The organism is Actinoplanes sp. CA-051413 (assembly GCF_050955795.1).
Lineage (GTDB): Bacteria > Actinomycetota > Actinomycetes > Mycobacteriales > Micromonosporaceae > Actinoplanes.
Genome location: NZ_CP192100.1, coordinates 544,068 through 560,048 on the forward strand (window position 1 = coordinate 544,068; position 15,981 = coordinate 560,048).

Consider the following 15,981-nt stretch of genomic DNA (forward strand, 5'->3'; position numbering starts at 1 on the left):
GACCGCGGCTCACCTGGCGTCCAGGGCGGCGAGGGCCTCCCGTACCTGATCGGTGCCTTGATGATCCACCGCCTCGCAGAGGGCCAGCTGCCGGCGCAGGTGCCCGGCCGCCGCATCGAGGTCACCGAGGACGGTACGGGCCCAGGCCGACGCCTCCAGAGCCTCGATCTCCAGCAGGTCGTCGCGGGCCTGCTCAGCCGTCGCGACGGCGTGCTCGGCCGGTCCGAGCGCCTCCGCGGGCCGGTTGCCGGACCGGTGTGCCCCGGCGAGCCGGAGCAGGATCTCGGCGACGTCCCGAGCAGCGCAGTGGTCCCGGGCGATGGCCAGGGCGCGGCTGTAGTGCTCGACGGCAGCTTCGTAGCGACCGGCGAGCTCCTGAGCCTCGCCGAGATTGCTCTGGATCAGGGCGCGCAGATGGCCGGCCGCCGGCAGGGACTCGGCCAGCTGCCCCGCTTCCCCGAGCCGCCCGATCGCGTCCGCGGGTCGTCCCGCGTTGTTGTACACCGCGCCGAGATTGACCAGCGCCGTCGCGGCTCCCAGCGTGTCACCGAGGTCGAGGCGCAGCTCGTACGCGCGGCGACAGCAGGCGGCCGCGTCGTCGTGCTGATCGAGCAGGCTGAACGGAATGGCCAGCCGGCTGGTGATCATCGCCTCGCCGGGCCGGTCGCCGGCTCGCGACGCCGCCTGCGCCGCCGCTGTGTAGAGCGTGATCCAGCGTCGCACGTGCCGGCGCCGGACCAGCCAGCCGTACAGCGCCGCGGCGATCTGCCAGCCGAGATCCGGCTGCGACGCACAGGCCCGCTCGGCCGCGGCCAGGAGGTTGTCCGCCTCGCCGTCGAGCCACTCCATCGCGGTGTCGGCGTCGGCGAACCGGACCGGCTCCGGCGGCGACGCGAAATTGGGACGCTCGGCCGGACGCAGGACGCGGTCGGCGGCATTCGCCATGTCCCGGTACCAGACGAGCAGGCGCCGCATCGCCGCGTCCGGCGCCTCCAGCAGGCGCGCGGCCAGGTCGCGCGCCACCAGGCGAACCAGGTCGTGCATGCGGTAGCGGCCGTCCTCGGTGCGGTGCACCAAGTGCACCGCCGTCAGGCCGTCGAGCGACGCCCGCACCTCGGCGGCACTCAGATCCGCCAGCGCCGCGCACGAGTCGAAGGCCGGGAGACGTCCGGGATGAACGCCGAGCAGCGCCAGCATGCGGCAGGTGGCGGCGTCGAGGGAACGGATCGAGGCGGCGAGCGCCCGGCGGATGGACACGTCGTCGATCGCGAGGACACCGAGACGGACCTCCTCGTCCTCCAGCTCACGTACGAGAGCGTCCGCCCCGATGGCGTCACCCAGCCGGGCGGCGACGACCCGCAGCGCCAGGGGAAGGCGATCGCACAGGTCGACGAGCCGATCGAGCGTGGCCCGGTCGGCCACCACGGGCCCGCTGATCGACTCGACGAGCGCCTTCGCGTCGCGATGAGCCAGTGGCGCCAGCACGAGCCGGAAGGCGTTCTGCACGGCCACCAGCCCGTCGAGCCGGCTGCGGCTCGTGACGACCACCAGGCAGCTGCCGCCTCCCGGCATGAGAGGGCGGATCTGCTGCGCGGTGGCCGCGTTGTCGAACAGCAGCAGAACCTTGCGGCCGGCGAGCTGGGACCGGAGGTCGGCGGCCGCCTCCTCCGGGTCGTGGGCGGCCTGCGCGGCCGGCACATCCAGGGCCCGCATGACGCGGTCGATCACCGCGGTCACCGTCATCGGCGGCTCGTCGCCGAACCCGTGCAGGTCGACATAGATGTGGCCGTCCGGGAACTGGTCCTGCACGGACCAGCACCAGCGCAGGGCCAAGGCCGTCTTGCCCACGCCCGCGGGGCCGGTGATGACGACGGGAGACGCTGCGGCGACACCGGCACGACAGGATCGCCCCAGTGTCCGCAGCTCGTCGTCGCGGCCGACGAAGTCCTTCGGGGCGGCCGGCAACTGCGCCGGCACCGGGCGAGCCGCGACCGCCCGGAGCCGGACCGGAGCCGGTGGCGGCGGCCGGGCCGGCGCGGCGACGGCGGGATCGTCGCGGAGGATCGCCTGCTCAAGATGCTGAAGGTCGGCCCCCGGCTCCAGGCCGAAATCGGCGATCAGCCGGGCCCGGGCCGCCCGGAACACCTCCAGCGCCTCGGTCTTACGGCCGGCCCGGTGCAGGGCCAGCATGAGCTGACCGGCCAGCGGCTCCGCGGTGGGCTGACGCGACACGAGCTCGGACAGCTCGTCGATGACGGCCGCGTGACGGCCGAGCGCCAGCTCCAGCTCGAAGCGGTCGACGAGCGCACCGAGCCACCGGCGTTCGAGGCGCTCGCGGCAGCGCTCGATCCAGCCGCTCGACAACCCGTCGAACGCCACGCCGCGCCACAGGCCCAGCGCCTCCCGTAACAAGTCGAGCCGGGTGGAGAGCGCCGGCGCCTGACGGGCCCGCTCGACCGTGGCGGTGAAACGGAGCACGTCGATCGCGTCGGCGGGCACCTCGACGGTGTAGGCGCCGGCCCGGTGGTGCAGCTGCACCCCGACGCCCCGCAACGTCGACCGCAGGCGCGCCACGTAGGTGTAGAGGACATCGCGGGCGCGGGCCGGCGGATCGTCACCCCAGACCCGGCTGACGAGGGTGGCGGTCGGCACCGGGCGCTGCCCGTCCAGCAACAGCGCGACGAGCACGCAGCGCTGCCGCGCGGGCCCGAGCTCGACCCGCTCGCCGCGGTGCCACAGCTCGACCGGGCCGAGCAGCCGGAACTCCATGACGCTTCCCCCGTGGAGCGCATCCACCATCGAACGGTATCAGTGTCATGGTGCCGCAGGTGGCCCTGTCGTCGCTGGTGGCGGACCCGTTCAAGGTTCGCGCTGAGGACTTCTCAAGGGGCGGTGCCTAGCTTCATGGAGGTCAAGTCCCAGCAATGGTCCGCACAGCAGAACACAGGAGGATCGATGCGTTTCTCGAGCAGGCCGCTGGTGGCGGCCGGAGTATTCGTACTGGCCCTGGGCGCGTGGGGGGCGCCCGCGCAGGCTCACGTCATGACCGGCTACCAGGGGCTGGACAAGGCGTGGATCTCCAGCGACCACCGATCGATCACGGTGCAGGACAGAGAATGCGACAACCACGGCGTCTTCGCGGTCGTGAACCTCAGCGGGGGCGGCAGCACGAGCGTCAGTGACCCGGACGGGTGCAGCGGCAACACCGGTTTCCGCACCACGGGCGCGATCGCCAGCTTCTACGTCTGCGAGAACCAGGAAGGCTGCGGCGACACCGTCCGCGTCCAGTAACGCCCGGCGAACGGCCCCCGCCTCCGGGCGGAGGCCGTGCCGCCCTGCCGGGCGCCTTTTTCGCTGATACGGAGTTGAAACTGTTTCGGGACAGCAAACGATCTTGCATGTTGTTAGCGTCCGACAGGTGAACGACCAGCCCTCGCGCCCCACCTCGCCGGCCGCACCGAACCCGGCGGCCGATCCCACCGCGGCTCCGGCTCCGGCCCCCGCCGCCCCGGCTCCCGCTGCTTGGGACCCGACCGCGGCCCAGCCTGCCCCCACCATGCCGGAGCCCACCGCGGTCCAGCCGCCGGTGGCCCAGCAGGGCAACACGGAATGGCCGGCCGAGCAGGCCTGGGGCGCCGCCCCGCCCGCGCCCTACGGCGCCCAGCCCGGCGGCTTCGAAGGCGGCCAGCCTTCTGGCGCTCAGCCCGGCGCGTCCTACGGCGCTCAGCCGGGCGGCTTCGACGGCGGCCAGCAGGGCGCGCCTTACGGTGCCCAGCCGGGTGCACCCTACGGAGCCCAGCCCGGAGCGCCCTACGGCGCCCAAGCCGGAGCGCCCTACGGCGCCCCGCAGCCCGACGGCTACCCCGGCTTCCCGCCCCCCGGCGCATCCCCCTACCCGCCGCCCGGCAGCGGCGGCACCAGCGGTTTCGCCATCGCCTCCCTGATCTTCGGCATCCTCGGCGGCATCCTGCTCAGCGTCATCTTCGGCATCGTCGCGCTCGTGCAGATCCGTAAGCGGGGGCAGAAGGGCCGGGGCATGGCCATCGCCGGCCTCACCCTCTCCGGCTGCTGGGTGCTGCTGATCATCATCGGCGTGACGGCCGCCATCATCAGCGACTCCGGCAACTCGTCGAGCAGCACAGCCGGCGGCGCCAACAGCGGCTCGGTCTCAGTCACCCAGCTGAAGCCGGGTGACTGCATCAACGGCATCCAGACCGTGGGCAGCGTCGAGGACCTTCCCGTGATTTCCTGCGCCCTGCCGCATGAGGGTGAGGTCTACGCCAACTTCAACCTTCCCGCCGGCCCGTGGCCGGGTGACGCCGAGGTGCAGAAGCAGGCCGAGAAGCTCTGCGAGGCCGAGCTCAAGGCGTACGCGGCCAGCCCGGCCGAGACCGTCGAGGTGCTCTACCTGCACCCGTTGCAGCAGTCCTGGTCCCGGGACCGGGGCGTCACGTGCGTGGCCACTGACGAACGCGGCACGACCACCGGCTCGGTGCGCGACTGATCCTTTCAGTCCACGAGAGCGCCGCCGGACAGGTTGGCCACCGTTCCGGTGATGGCCGCGGCGCGGTCTGAGGCCAGGAACGCGGCTGTTTCGGCGATCTGGGCGAGCGTGGGCAGTTCGTTTCAGCAGGGTGCTCTGCGCCAGTCCCTCTTCGAGGAAGGTCTGGACCGACTGACCGTTCGCCGCCGCGGACTGGATGAAGAGGTCTGCGGTGTAGGAGCCGGCGGCCGGTGCGTCGATCACCGCGTGGGGCCGGATGTCGATCACCCGGATGCGGGGGGCCAGTTCGGCGGCCAGCAGCCGGGAGAACGCCTCCTTGCCGGCCGCGCTCACCCCGTGCCCGAGGATGCCGCCCACGGCGAGCTTGGCGCCCGGCTCCGACAGGGTCAGCACCACGCCGGGGCGGTCGTGGCCCATGTGCCGGGCCACGGCTTTGCTGGTGATGAACAGCGTGCGCAGGAAGCCGTCGATCGGCCGCATGAACTCTTCCAGGGAGAGGTCCGCCAGCGCGGTGCCCTGGTCACTTTTGCGCCTTCCCGGGCGAAAACCCGGGCCACGGCGCCGCCGATCGCGCCGCCGCCTCATCGGAGCGACAGGGGAGTGGAATGCCGACCAGCCGTAGCTATCGGGACTCGTGCGGGATCGCCCGGGCCCTCGACGTCGTCGGGGAGCGGTGGGCCCTGCTGGTCGTCCGGGAGCTGCTCCTGACGCCGCAGCGGTTCTCCGAGCTGCGCCAAGCGCTGCCCCACGTCAGCTCGAATCTGCTCGCGGACCGGCTGCGCGAGCTCGAGCACAACGCGGTGATCCGCCGGAGCCCCGAGCGGGTCTACGAGCTGACCGAGCGCGGCCGCCGGCTGGAGCCGATCCTGGTCGCTCTGGGGGACTGGGGGATCGACGCACCGGAACCGTCGGCGCCGGCCGCGCTCAGTGCGACGTCCGTGCTCATCTTGCTGCGTGGCGCCGCCCGTCCCGATCCCGCGGCGCCGCCGACGGTCTGCCGTCTGGAGCTCGACGGCCGGGTCTGGACGGTTCGTTCGGTCTCCGGACGCGTCGAGGTGCAGGCCGGTGAGCCGGCCACGGCGGCCGTCTCACTCCGTACGGACCCCAGGACGTACAGCGCCCTGCTGACCGACCCCGCCAAGCTCGCCGGCGTCTGTGCCGATGGCAGTGCGGCCGTTGTCGGGGACATGTCGGCCGTCGAGAGGCTGCTGCGTTCCGTTCAGGACGAGGGGAAGAGCAGCTCGCCCATGTCCTCGTCGTTGAGCGGCTCGGCGAAGTAGTAGCCCTGCCCCAGTTCGCAGTTGCCGTCGGTCAGCTCGCTCAGCTGCCCCGCGTCCTCGATGCCCTCCGCGATCGTGGACAGGTGCAGCGCCTGCCCCAGCTGGATGATGCCCAGCGTCAGCGCCGCCGCGGCCGGCACGTCACCGACGTCGTCGACGAACGACTTGTCGATCTTGATGATGTCGATCGGGAACCGGCGCAGGTACGCCAGGCTGGAATACCCGGTGCCGAAGTCGTCGATGGCCAGCCGTACCCCCAGGCTCTTGATCTGCTCGAGCTGGCGCAGGGTCGACGGGCGGTGGTCGACCAGCAGCGACTCGGTCAGTTCGATCACCAGGCTGGTGGCCGGCAGGCCGCTGTTGGTCAGCGCCGACGCCACCACCTCCGGCAGGTCCGCCTGCTCCAGCTGGACCGCCGACATGTTGACGCTCACGCTCAGCGGCTTGCCGTCGCGGCGCTCGTTCCAGCGGGCCGCCTGCCGGCAGGCCTCGCGCAGCACCCATTCGCCGATCGGGACGATCATCCCGGTCTCCTCGGCGAGCGGGATGAAGTCCAGTGGCGGGATGATCCCGCGCTCCGGGTGCTGCCAGCGGACCAGCGCCTCCAGGCCGGTGATCTCCCCGGTCTTCAGGTGCACGATCGGCTGGTAACGCAGCTCGAACTCGTGCCGCACCACGGCCCGGCGCAGGTCCGCCTCCATCTGCAGGCCGGCCTGGAACACCGCCTGCATGGCCGGCTCGAAGATCTCGTAGCGGTCCTTGCCCTGCTTCTTGGCCTGGTACATGGCCAGGTCCGCGCTGACCATCAGCTCCTGGCCGTCGTGCCCGCCGGCCACGCTGTACGCCACGCCGACGCTGCAGCTGACGAAGGTTTCCTTGCCGTTGAGCTCGAACGGCTCACGCATGGCTTCGAGGATGCGCCGCGCCACCGGTACGGCCTCGTCCAGGCCATGCACCAGCGGCAGCAGCACCGCGAACTCGTCGCCGCCGAGGCGGGCCGCCATGTCGGCCGAGCGCAGGCACTTCTTGATCCGTTCGGCGGCCAGGACGAGGAGCTGGTCGCCGGCCGCGTGCCCGAGCGAGTCGTTGACGACCTTGAAGCGGTCCAGGTCGACGAAGAGCATGGCGACGCCGGCGTTCTCCTGCTCGGCCGTGGCGAACGCGCGGTCCATCCGGGCCTGGAACAGCGCCCGGCTGGCCAGTCCGGTCAACGAGTCGTGGAACGCCTCGTTCATCGCCTCCAGGGTGCGGGCGTCGGTCAGCGCCAGGCTGACGTGCTCGGCGAACGCACGCAGTATTTCCTGCGCGGGCTTGTCCCATTCCCGGGGGCCGGTGTACGTGCCGACGGTCAGGCAGCCGACCACCGCGCCGTTCTCGTGCACGGGGATGGCCATCACAGCCTTGAGGCTGGAGCGCACCACCTCGGGGATGGCGATCGGCGAGTTGGCGTAGTCCTCGACCATGATCAGCTCGTCGCCCAGCACGGCCAGGCCGGCGACGCCCGCCGAGGGCAGCGGGATGCGCTTCATCTTGGCCAGCACCTCGGGGGCGAAGCCGATGCTGGAGACCATCGAGCCGACCGACGGATCGTCCTTCTCCAGCAGGTTGAGCGAGGCCATCTCCAGGTCGAGCAGCTCGGCGGCGCCCGCGGTGATCGCGTCCAGGATCTGCTGCAGCGGGGCCCGGCGGGCGATCAGCCGCTGGATCCGGGTCAGGTGCTCGAACAGGCGCTGGCGTTCCTGCAGCGAGTCGGCCAGCCGGCCGTTCTCCCGGGCCTGCCGGCGCTCCGATTCGATGACGTGCAGAGCTTGCAGGCTCAGCTCGAGGACCAGGGCCATGCCGCGGAGCAGGCAGACGTCCTCGTCGGTGAAGTCCGGGCCGGTGCGGCCGACGACCAGTGCGCCGGGCGCCTGGCCGCCCAGGGCCGCGCCGGTGACCGCGTACGCGGTGTCGCCGAGATTCAGCACGCTGCGGCGTCCGGCGGCCACCTCGGTGAGCACGGCCGGGCGCACCTGGTCGGCCGGTACGCCGATGGTGGCGGCCACGCGCCCGTCGATGACCAGCACAGCAACCTCGGCGTCGAGAGCGCCCACCGCGCATTCGACGGCCGCGTACTGCGCTGCCGGTCCGTCCGGCCGGTCAGCGACCACGGAGAGGAACTCCGTCAGCTGCTGAGTTGCAAGCATGCCCATGACCCAGTCTGTCGGTTCGCCGGACGTGGAGCTGAGGTCTTCAGCGTGACCGTTTTCGGCCGGGCGCGTTGCCGTTCCCACACAGCGGCCTTGATAAAGCTCCGGTAACAACCCGCCGACGGGCTTCGCGGGGCCCGTACGCCCGCTCGGGCCCGCTCCGGTCTACCGAGTTCACACCACCGGGCAGCGACCGGGCAGAATTTTCGATCATTCGGGCATGACCTTCGTACGCTTTCGCCCGTCGATGGGATGATATCCACCGGGTAGCGGACGTACCGAAGCGGGCAGAGACACACCGAATCAGCCTGGTCTGTGATGGGGGCCACACGTTTCCCCGGTGTTACAAATGGTCCACGGCAGCCGCGGATGAGCGAATGCCTGGGTGGGCGGCCGGAGGTGGGAATGTGAACGCGGAAGAAAGACAGCATCAGATCGTCGCCCTGGCCCGCCGGCAGGGTGAGGTGGACGTCGCCAAACTGGCCGCCGAACTGACAGTTTCCGCCGAGACCATTCGGCGCGATCTGCGCCTGCTCGAAAAGCACGGACTGCTGCGGCGTACGCACGGTGGTGCGTATCCGGTGGAGACCGCGAAATTCGAGACCGATCTGGCCATGCGCACCACCCGGGGCGTGCCCGAGAAGCGGCGGATCGCCGCCGCGGCGGTCGGCCTGCTCGGGGACGCGGAGACCATCTTCATCGACGAGGGGTTCACCCCGCAGCTCATCGCCGAAGCCCTGCCGACCGATCGGCCGCTCACCGTCGTCACCGCCTCGCTGAACACAGCGGCCTGGCTGTCCACCTCCAGCCCGGCGACCGTGCTGCTGCTCGGCGGCCGGGTCCGGGGCCGCACGCTGGCCACGGTCGACCACTGGGCCAGCGGCATGCTGGCCGGCTTCGTCATCGATCTCGCCTTCGTCGGCGCCAACGGCATCTCCCGCGAGGTGGGTCTCACCACCCCGGACCCGGCCGTCGCCGACGTCAAGGCGCACGCCGTCCGGGCCGCCCGCCGGCGGATATTCGCCGGCATTCACACCAAGTTCGGTGTGCGGACGTTCTGCCGCTTCGCCGAGATATCGGATTTCGAATCACTGGTCACGGACACCGGGCTGCCGGCATCCGAGGCGCACCGCTATTCCCGGCTCGGGCCCCAGGTCATCCGGGTCTGACCGGAAAACATTTTCGCTCTTCACTGCCGGCCATTTTTCGATCGCCGGCACGGTTCGCGCATGTCTGCAAACGGAGGATCTGCTGTGCAGAAACCAGGTAAGAAGCTCTCTCTGCTGATCGCGGGGGCGACCGCGGGCGCCCTCGTGCTCTCCGGGTGTTCCGGCGCCGGCTCCACCGGCGGTGGCGACACCGCCGACAACACCATCACCGTGCTCATGGTCGGCAACCCGCAGATGGAGGACATCCAGAAGCTCACCGCCGACAACTTCACCAAGCAGTCCGGCGTCACGGTGAAGTTCACGATCCTTCCCGAGAACGAACTGCGCGACAAGGTCACCCAGGACGTCGCCAACCAGGGCGGGCAGTACGACGCCGTCACGGTCGGCGCGTACGAGGTGCCGATCTGGGCCAAGAACGGCTGGCTGCACGAGGTCTCCACGCAGGCGGCGGCCGACTCGGCGTACGACCAGGCCGACCTGATCAAGCCGATGGTGCAGTCGCTGACCGGCGACGACGGCAAGATGTACGCGGCGCCGTTCTACGGCGAGTCGTCGTTCCTCATGTACAACAAGGACATGTTCGAGGCCAAGGGCCTCAAGATGCCGGAGAAGCCGACCTGGGCGCAGGTCGCCGACTTCGCCGCGAAGCTGGACGACAAGGGCAAGGGCGTGGCCGGCATCTGCCTGCGCGGCCTGCCCGGCTGGGGCGAGATGTTCGCCCCGCTGACCACGGTCGTCAACACGTACGGCGGCACCTGGTTCGAGAAGGACTGGACGCCGAAGGTCAACGCGCCCGAGTTCAAGGAAGCCGCCAACTTCTACGTCAACCTGGTCAAGCAGCACGGCGAGGCCGGCGCGCCGCAGGCCGGCTTCACCGAGTGCCTGAACACGTTCGGTCAGGGCAAGGCGGCCATGTGGTACGACGCCACGTCCGCGGCCGGCACGCTCGAGGACCCGAACTCGTCCAAGGTGGCCGGCAAGGTCGGCTACGCGTACGCCCCGGTCAACAAGACCGAGTACTCCGGCTGGCTGTGGACCTGGGCGTTCGCGATGCCCAAGACCACCAAGAAGGCCGACAACGCCTGGAAGTTCATCTCGTGGGCGACCAGCAAGGACTACGAGAAGCTGGTCGGCGAGAAGCTCGGCTGGTCGCGGGTGCCGTCCGGCAAGCGCACCTCGACGTACTCGATCCCGGAGTACAAGGAGTCGGCCAAGGCGTTCGCGGACATCACGCTCGGTTCGATCGAGAACGCCAACCCGACCAACCCGGGTCTGCAGCCCCGGCCCGCGCTGGGTGTGCAGTTCGTCGGCATCCCCGAGTTCGCGGACCTCGGCACCAAGCTCTCGCAGGAGCTCAGCGCCTCCCTGGCCGGGAGCAAGACGGTCGACGCGGCACTGAATGACGGACAGAAACTCGCCGAAGAAGTGGCGAAGAACTACAAGTAGTGCCCGCGGGGGTGCCGTCGTGACGGCACCCCCGCACCGACCGGAAGGTTAGCAATGACCGACGTCATCACCCGGGCGGACGCGCAGACCGAGGCCCCGCCGCCCGTCTCCCGTAAGGGAGGCGCCAAGGAGCGCTGGGTACGGCGGGCGCCCCTGCTGCCCGCACTGATCTTCGCCATTATCGTGACCCAGGTCCCGTTCCTGGTCACGATCTACTTCTCCACGCTCAGCTGGAACGCGCTGCGCCCGGGTTCGAAGAAGTTCGTCGGCATCGACAACTACGTCACCGTGCTCACCGACAACCGGCTGCGGTCCGCGCTGCTCAACACGGTGGTGCTGACCGCCGGTGCGGTGATCTTCTCGATGATCCTGGGCCTGGCCCTCGCCATCCTGCTCGACCGTAAGTTCTTCGGCCGGTCCATCGTGCGGACCATGCTGATCACACCGTTCCTGATCATGCCGGTGGCGGCCGCGCTGCTATGGAAGCACGGCATCTACAACCCGGACTACGGCCTGATCAACGGCATCTTCGGGGGCAGCACCGCCTGGGCGACGTCGTATCCCAAGACCGCCATCATCACCACGCTGGTGTGGCAGTGGACGCCCTTCATGATGCTGATCCTGCTGGCCGGCCTGCAGTCGCAGAGCAACGACGTGCTGGAGGCGGCCCGGATGGACGGCGCCAACGCCTGGCGCATCTTCACCCGGATGACCCTGCCGCACCTGCGCCAGTACCTGGAGCTGGGCGCGCTGCTGGGCTCGATCTACCTGGTGAACACGTTCGACGCGATCTACACGATCACCCAGGGCGGTCCCGGCACGGCGACCACCAACCTGCCGTACGAGATCTACCAGACCATCTTCAGCAAGTTCGAGTACGGCGAGGCCTCCGCGGCCGGCGTCGTCGTGGTCATCCTGACGATCATCGTGGCGACGTTCGCGCTGCGGGTCATCTCGGGTCTGTTCAAGGTGGAGGAGGGCCGATGAGCACCGCTACCGCCGGTGGGCGCCGGGTCCAGAACGCGGCCTGGGGCGTGGTGGCCTGGATCGCGGGGATCATCTTCGTCTTCCCGGTCATCTGGATGCTGCTGACCAGCCTCAAGCAGTCCAAGGACGTCACCACCAACCCGCCCGTCTGGTTCTTCACGCCGACCTTCGAGCACTTCTCGAACGTGTTCGACAGCAACATCACGCCGTTCCTGCTGAACTCGCTGATGGCCAGCGTGTTCTCCACGCTGATCGTGGTGATGCTGGCGACCCCGGCGGCGTACGCGTTGTCCCTGCGCCCGGTGGCCAAGTGGAGCGACGCGTTGTTCTTCTTCATCTCCACCAAGATGATGCCGGTGGTCGCCGCCGTGCTGCCGGTGTACCTGCTGACGGTGAAGATCGGCATGAAGGACAACATCTGGACGATGGTCATCCTCTACACGTCGATGAACCTGCCGCTGGCGATCTGGATGATGCGGTCGTTCCTGCTGGAGGTGCCGCGGGAGGTGCTGGAGGCCGGTGAGGTCGACGGCGCGGGCCTGATCACCTCGATCCGGCGGATCATCCTGCCGATGGTGTCGCCCGGCCTGGCCGCCACCGCGCTGATCTGCTTCATCTTCACCTGGAACGAGTTCTTCCTGGCGGTGAACCTGACCGACACGAACGCCAGCACGGCGCCGATCTTCCTGCTCGGTTTCATCTCCGGCCGGGGCCCGTTCCTGGCCGACCTGTCCGCCGCCGCCGTCCTGCTCTCGCTGCCGGTGCTGCTGGCCGGCTGGGTCGCGCAGAACAAGCTGGTCCGTGGACTCTCGATGGGAGCGGTCAAGTGAAGGCAGCCGTCGTCGTCACCCCCGGCACGATCGCGGTGCAGACCGTGCCGGATCCCACCCCGGGCCCGTACGACGTGGTGGTCCGGCCGGCCGCGGTCGGCATCTGCGGCACCGACCTGCACATCATGGACGGCGAGTTCGCGCCGGCGTTCCCGATCGTGCCGGGTCACGAGTTCGCCGGCGAGATCGTGGAGCTCGGCGCGCAGGTCACCGGGTACGCGGTCGGCGACCAGGTCGCGGTCGACCCGTCGCTGTACTGCGGTTACTGCTACTACTGCAAGCGGGCGCGGGGCAACCAGTGTGAGAACTGGAACGCGATCGGGGTGACCCGCAGCGGTGGTGCGGCCGAGTTCGTGGCCGCCCCGATGGCCAACCTGTTCAAGCTGCCGCCGCACCTGGCCGCCCGCGACGCCGCGCTGATCGAGCCGCTGTCCTGCGCGGTCCGGGGCTTCGACGTGCTGCCCCGCCGGATGGCCGACACCTTCCTGATCTACGGCTCCGGCACGATGGGGCTGATGATGCTGGAGCTGGCCAAGCGGGCCGGCGCGGCGACGGTGTCCATGGTGGATCTCAATCCCGAGCGCCTGGAGACGGCCCAGCGGCTCGGCTGCAGCGCGGCCGTGACCAGCGCCGACGAGCTCGACGCGCCGCGCGGCTGGGACGTGGTGATCGACTGCACCGGTGCGGCGCCGGCGATCCGCGACGGGCTTGCCCGGGTCGGCCGGGGCGGTACGTTCCTGCAGTTCGGGGTGTCCGGCTACGACGCCCGGGTGGAGATCGAGCCGTACGAGATCTACCGGCGCGAGATCACCATCACCGGCTCGATGGCGGTGCTGCACAGCTTCGACCGGGCCGGGGAGCTGATGGCGTCCGGCGTGCTGGCGCCGGAGATCTTCGTCAGTCACCGGTTCCCGCTGGACAGCTATGCGCAGGCGCTCGACCAGTTCCGGGCCGGGGTGGGACGGAAGATCCTCATCGAGCCCTGATGTGCCAATCTTGTCACTTTCGGTTAGTGCTTGATCACTAGTGGTTGTCAACGGCGGCCGGTGCGGGCCTGAATGAAGCGGTGCCCCCGCTTCGCCCACCGGCCGCCGTTCTGCTTGCCGTTGCCGTCACGGCGCCGCTCGCTGCAGACATGACGGTCCACCCCTCGGTCTTTCTCGGGGTGGGACTGCTGCTGCTTGTCTTCGCCACCGGCTGGGTCGCGATGGCCCGGAGGATGCCGTACCCGGGCCCGCTGTACGGCCTCATCGCCCGGGGTCTCGGCCGCCCGCTCGGCCTCGGCGCGGCCGGGCTGGCTCTGGTGTCGTACCAGGCCATGCAGCTCGCGCTCTACGCGGCGGTCGGTGCGGCGGCCGAGCCGCTGCTGGCGAGCTGGTTCGGGATCGCGGTGGCGTGGTGGGTGGTCGCCCTGTCGTGCTGGGTCGTCGTCGCGGTCTGCGGAGTGCTCCCGATCCGGCTCATCTCCTGGCTGATCGGGACGCTGGTGCTGGCCGAGATCGCGGTGCTCGTCGGTTACGGCGCAGCGAACCCACCGGAACTGGCAGCCCTGTCGCCGAGGCCCCTCGAAGACATGCCGCGTCCGGTGCTGGGCGGGCTGCTGGTCGCCGCGGCACTGACCCTCGCCGGTTTCGAGACCACGGCCGTCCACGTCGGACGGACGCGGCATCCGCGCCGGGTGATGCCCGTCTGCGTCACGCTGCTCGCGCTGCTGTTCGCGGCGGCGAGCTGGGCGATCGGCGGCACCGCACCGGAGGGAGCGGTGGCGCGGACCTTCGCGCCCTGGGCGGTCACCCTGGGCCGGGCCGTGCTGGTCACCGGGTTGCTCGCGGGGATGATCGCGCTGCAGGAGGTGATCGTCCGCCACCTGATCGCGCTGGGCCGGGAGCGGGTGCTGCCCGCGGCGCTGGGCCGTCGTGCCCCGGCGTCGGCGGTGCCGGCGGTGGTGGCGGGGGCGGTGATCGGGGGATATGCGTACGCGGGGTCCGGGATCGACCGGTGGCCGGAGCGCGCGGGCGCCGCGGGCATCCTGGTGCTGCTGGCGCTGACCTCGCTGGCGGCGCTGCTGTTCCTCAACCGCAACCCGGAGGGTGAGGGGCTCTGGCGCCGCTTGCTCGCCCCGGGACTGGCCACGATCGGGCTGGGTGTGCTCGGCGGTCTCGCGGTGGCCGACCAGCCGATGCTCCAGACTGTGGGCGGCGGCACGGTCCTGCTCGGCCTCGGATACGGCCTCGCGCTGCGCCGGGCCGACCCGGTGCGTTACGCCGGCATCGGCCTGGGCGGCGCCGCCGTGGTGGTGACCCCGCCACTGCCCGCTCTGCCCCGGCAGCGGATCCCGGGGGCCCACCGCCCGGAACGGGTGAACAGCGAAGAGCTCACCGGCTGACGGACTGCGGATCCTCGTCGCCGAAGAACTCCCGGATCTGGGTGAGGGTCAGATAGCCCTGCGCGTCCACCTCGCCGGTCTCCTGCACCACGGCCCGGCAGGTGACCTCCAGCTCGCGGGCGTGCTCCGGCAGGTCGGGCAGCGGCGGCACCGGCGGCAGCGCACCCAGGCCCATCGCCTCGCGGATCACCTCGAACATGCCGGTCACCTCGTGCACCGCCAGCGGGAACAGCTCCGCCGGGCGCCGGCTGCCGGGCGCCGGCGCGGCACAGGTGAAGTTGGCCCGCAGCTTGCCGCTGACCTTGCAGATGTCGGCGCTGGGACGCAGGTGGTCGAGCGGACCCTCGGCGACGATCCCGAGCTCGCACTCCGGTACGCCCGCCGCGTCCCACCAGCGTTGCCAGGCCGGGTCGCCGTCGAGAGTCATCACGACGTGCTGCAACGCGACCATGTACGCCTGTGGTGCCCGGCCGTCCACGGTGGTGGTCCCCATGAGGGGATGGAGCCAGTCCATCACCGCATCGTTACATTCCGGTCATAGTGCACGGTGCATTCTGGCCCCGCGCGTACGGGTGGCTCGTCAGGCCGTGGCGGCGTCCAGCAGAGCAGCCGCGACCGCGCGGGCCGTGGTGGCCGCCGCAGCCGAGCGGTCCATCCGGGCGCCGACCGAGGTGCCGTCGTAGAGGACGACCAGCTGCGCGGCCAGCGCCTCGGGGTCCCGTGCGCCGGCCTCGCGGGCCAGGTCGGTGAACAGTCCGCGGGTCCAGGCGCGGTTCTCGTCGCACACCTGCTGGACCACGCCGTCCGGCGGCGACTCCGCGCTGGCGTTGTAGAAGGCGCACCCGCGGAACGACGGCGCGGCGGCCAGCTCGGCCAGGACGTCGAAGACGCCCAGCAGGCGGTGGCGCGGCGTGTCGAAGCGTTCCAGCGCGGTCAGGATGCGTTCCCGCCGTCGGCGGTGCCGGCCCTCCAGGTACGCCCGGATCAGCCCGTCCTTGCTGCCGAACGCGCTGTACAGCGTGGCCTTGGCGACCCCGGCGTGCTCGATGACCCGGTCGATGCCGACCGTGTGCACGCCCTGCGCGTAGAAGAGCTCGTCGGCGGCGGCGAGCAGCCGGTCGCGGGCGGACGGCTTGGGGGTGACGGGGCTCGGGGGTGACACAGCGGACATGCGATTGACGATAGCAGAC

At 70.6% G+C, this 15,981-nt stretch carries 13 protein-coding genes and 1 pseudogene; 9 read left to right on the plus strand and 5 right to left on the minus strand.

Going from position 1 to position 15,981, the window contains the following annotated elements:
• Positions 1 to 9: 9 nt before the first annotated feature.
• Positions 10 to 2,796: a BTAD domain-containing putative transcriptional regulator gene (locus ACQP2Y_RS02610; protein WP_433724209.1), complete on the minus strand. Its 2,787-nt coding sequence runs from the start codon at positions 2,794 to 2,796 to the stop codon at positions 10 to 12.
• Positions 2,797 to 2,955: 159 nt separating this feature from the next.
• Here ACQP2Y_RS02610 and ACQP2Y_RS02615 point away from each other — a divergent pair, with 159 nt between their 5' ends.
• Entirely contained in the window at positions 2,956 to 3,291 is a 336-nt protein-coding gene (locus ACQP2Y_RS02615) for a hypothetical protein (protein ID WP_433724211.1), read from the plus strand.
• 127 nt (positions 3,292 to 3,418) lie between these two features.
• Complete coding sequence (locus tag ACQP2Y_RS02620; protein ID WP_433724213.1) at positions 3,419 to 4,504, plus strand: DUF4190 domain-containing protein; 1,086 nt, start codon at positions 3,419 to 3,421, stop codon at positions 4,502 to 4,504.
• 270 nt (positions 4,505 to 4,774) lie between these two features.
• Here the strand turns inward: ACQP2Y_RS02620 and ACQP2Y_RS02625 are convergent.
• Positions 4,775 to 5,089: pseudogene (locus ACQP2Y_RS02625) on the minus strand (hypothetical protein); the annotation flags it as partial.
• A gap of 20 nt (positions 5,090 to 5,109) precedes the next feature.
• Here ACQP2Y_RS02625 and ACQP2Y_RS02630 point away from each other — a divergent pair.
• Complete coding sequence (locus tag ACQP2Y_RS02630; protein ID WP_433724215.1) at positions 5,110 to 5,784, plus strand: winged helix-turn-helix transcriptional regulator; 675 nt, start codon at positions 5,110 to 5,112, stop codon at positions 5,782 to 5,784.
• Here the strand turns inward: ACQP2Y_RS02630 and ACQP2Y_RS02635 are convergent.
• Positions 5,724 to 7,970, minus strand: a complete 2,247-nt coding sequence (locus ACQP2Y_RS02635; protein WP_433724217.1) for a putative bifunctional diguanylate cyclase/phosphodiesterase — start codon at positions 7,968 to 7,970, stop codon at positions 5,724 to 5,726. The two genes, ACQP2Y_RS02630 and ACQP2Y_RS02635, sit on opposite strands and share 61 nt — an antisense overlap.
• A gap of 410 nt (positions 7,971 to 8,380) precedes the next feature.
• On the opposite strand from ACQP2Y_RS02635, the gene ACQP2Y_RS02640 reads away from it, so the two are divergent.
• From ACQP2Y_RS02640 to ACQP2Y_RS02665, 6 genes are all read left to right on the plus strand, one after another.
• Complete coding sequence (locus ACQP2Y_RS02640) at positions 8,381 to 9,142, plus strand: DeoR/GlpR family DNA-binding transcription regulator (RefSeq protein ID WP_360551214.1); 762 nt, start codon at positions 8,381 to 8,383, stop codon at positions 9,140 to 9,142.
• Between the two features lie 84 nt (positions 9,143 to 9,226).
• On the plus strand, positions 9,227 to 10,588 hold the full coding sequence (locus ACQP2Y_RS02645) for an ABC transporter substrate-binding protein (protein WP_360551216.1): 1,362 nt from the start codon (positions 9,227 to 9,229) through the stop codon (positions 10,586 to 10,588).
• A gap of 54 nt (positions 10,589 to 10,642) precedes the next feature.
• Positions 10,643 to 11,575 (plus strand): carbohydrate ABC transporter permease, encoded by a 933-nt coding sequence (locus ACQP2Y_RS02650; protein WP_360816761.1) that lies wholly within the window; start codon positions 10,643 to 10,645, stop codon positions 11,573 to 11,575.
• Complete coding sequence (locus ACQP2Y_RS02655; protein ID WP_433724220.1) at positions 11,572 to 12,405, plus strand: carbohydrate ABC transporter permease; 834 nt, start codon at positions 11,572 to 11,574, stop codon at positions 12,403 to 12,405. Before ACQP2Y_RS02650 ends, ACQP2Y_RS02655 begins: the two co-directional genes overlap by 4 nt.
• Positions 12,402 to 13,391 (plus strand): zinc-dependent alcohol dehydrogenase family protein, encoded by a 990-nt coding sequence (locus ACQP2Y_RS02660; RefSeq protein WP_433724222.1) that lies wholly within the window; start codon positions 12,402 to 12,404, stop codon positions 13,389 to 13,391. Before ACQP2Y_RS02655 ends, ACQP2Y_RS02660 begins: the two co-directional genes overlap by 4 nt.
• Positions 13,392 to 13,540: 149 nt before the next feature.
• Positions 13,541 to 14,791, plus strand: a complete 1,251-nt coding sequence (locus ACQP2Y_RS02665; RefSeq protein ID WP_433724224.1) for an APC family permease — start codon at positions 13,541 to 13,543, stop codon at positions 14,789 to 14,791.
• Here the strand turns inward: ACQP2Y_RS02665 and ACQP2Y_RS02670 are convergent.
• Both ACQP2Y_RS02670 and ACQP2Y_RS02675 read right to left on the minus strand, forming a co-directional pair.
• Positions 14,781 to 15,284, minus strand: coding sequence for a hypothetical protein (locus ACQP2Y_RS02670; protein ID WP_360816773.1), 504 nt, complete (start codon positions 15,282 to 15,284; stop codon positions 14,781 to 14,783). The genes ACQP2Y_RS02665 and ACQP2Y_RS02670 overlap by 11 nt on opposite strands.
• Positions 15,285 to 15,371: 87 nt before the next feature.
• Positions 15,372 to 15,962: a TetR/AcrR family transcriptional regulator gene (locus ACQP2Y_RS02675; RefSeq protein WP_433724227.1), complete on the minus strand. Its 591-nt coding sequence runs from the start codon at positions 15,960 to 15,962 to the stop codon at positions 15,372 to 15,374.
• Positions 15,963 to 15,981 lie beyond the last annotated feature (19 nt).

What these genes read in the sequence shown, in the direction of transcription:
- ACQP2Y_RS02650 (WP_360816761.1), top strand. Translation starts at nt 10,643, where the DNA reads ATGACCGACGTCATCACCCGGGCGGACGCGCAGACCGAGGCCCCGCCG.
- ACQP2Y_RS02615 (WP_433724211.1), top strand. Translation starts at nt 2,956, where the DNA reads ATGCGTTTCTCGAGCAGGCCGCTGGTGGCGGCCGGAGTATTCGTACTG.
- ACQP2Y_RS02655 (WP_433724220.1), top strand. Translation starts at nt 11,572, where the DNA reads ATGAGCACCGCTACCGCCGGTGGGCGCCGGGTCCAGAACGCGGCCTGG.
- ACQP2Y_RS02630 (WP_433724215.1), top strand. Translation starts at nt 5,110, where the DNA reads ATGCCGACCAGCCGTAGCTATCGGGACTCGTGCGGGATCGCCCGGGCC.
- ACQP2Y_RS02670 (WP_360816773.1), bottom strand. Translation starts at nt 15,284, where the DNA reads ATGGGGACCACCACCGTGGACGGCCGGGCACCACAGGCGTACATGGTC.
- ACQP2Y_RS02665 (WP_433724224.1), top strand. Translation starts at nt 13,541, where the DNA reads ATGACGGTCCACCCCTCGGTCTTTCTCGGGGTGGGACTGCTGCTGCTT.
- ACQP2Y_RS02675 (WP_433724227.1), bottom strand. Translation starts at nt 15,962, where the DNA reads ATGTCCGCTGTGTCACCCCCGAGCCCCGTCACCCCCAAGCCGTCCGCC.
- ACQP2Y_RS02635 (WP_433724217.1), bottom strand. Translation starts at nt 7,970, where the DNA reads ATGCTTGCAACTCAGCAGCTGACGGAGTTCCTCTCCGTGGTCGCTGAC.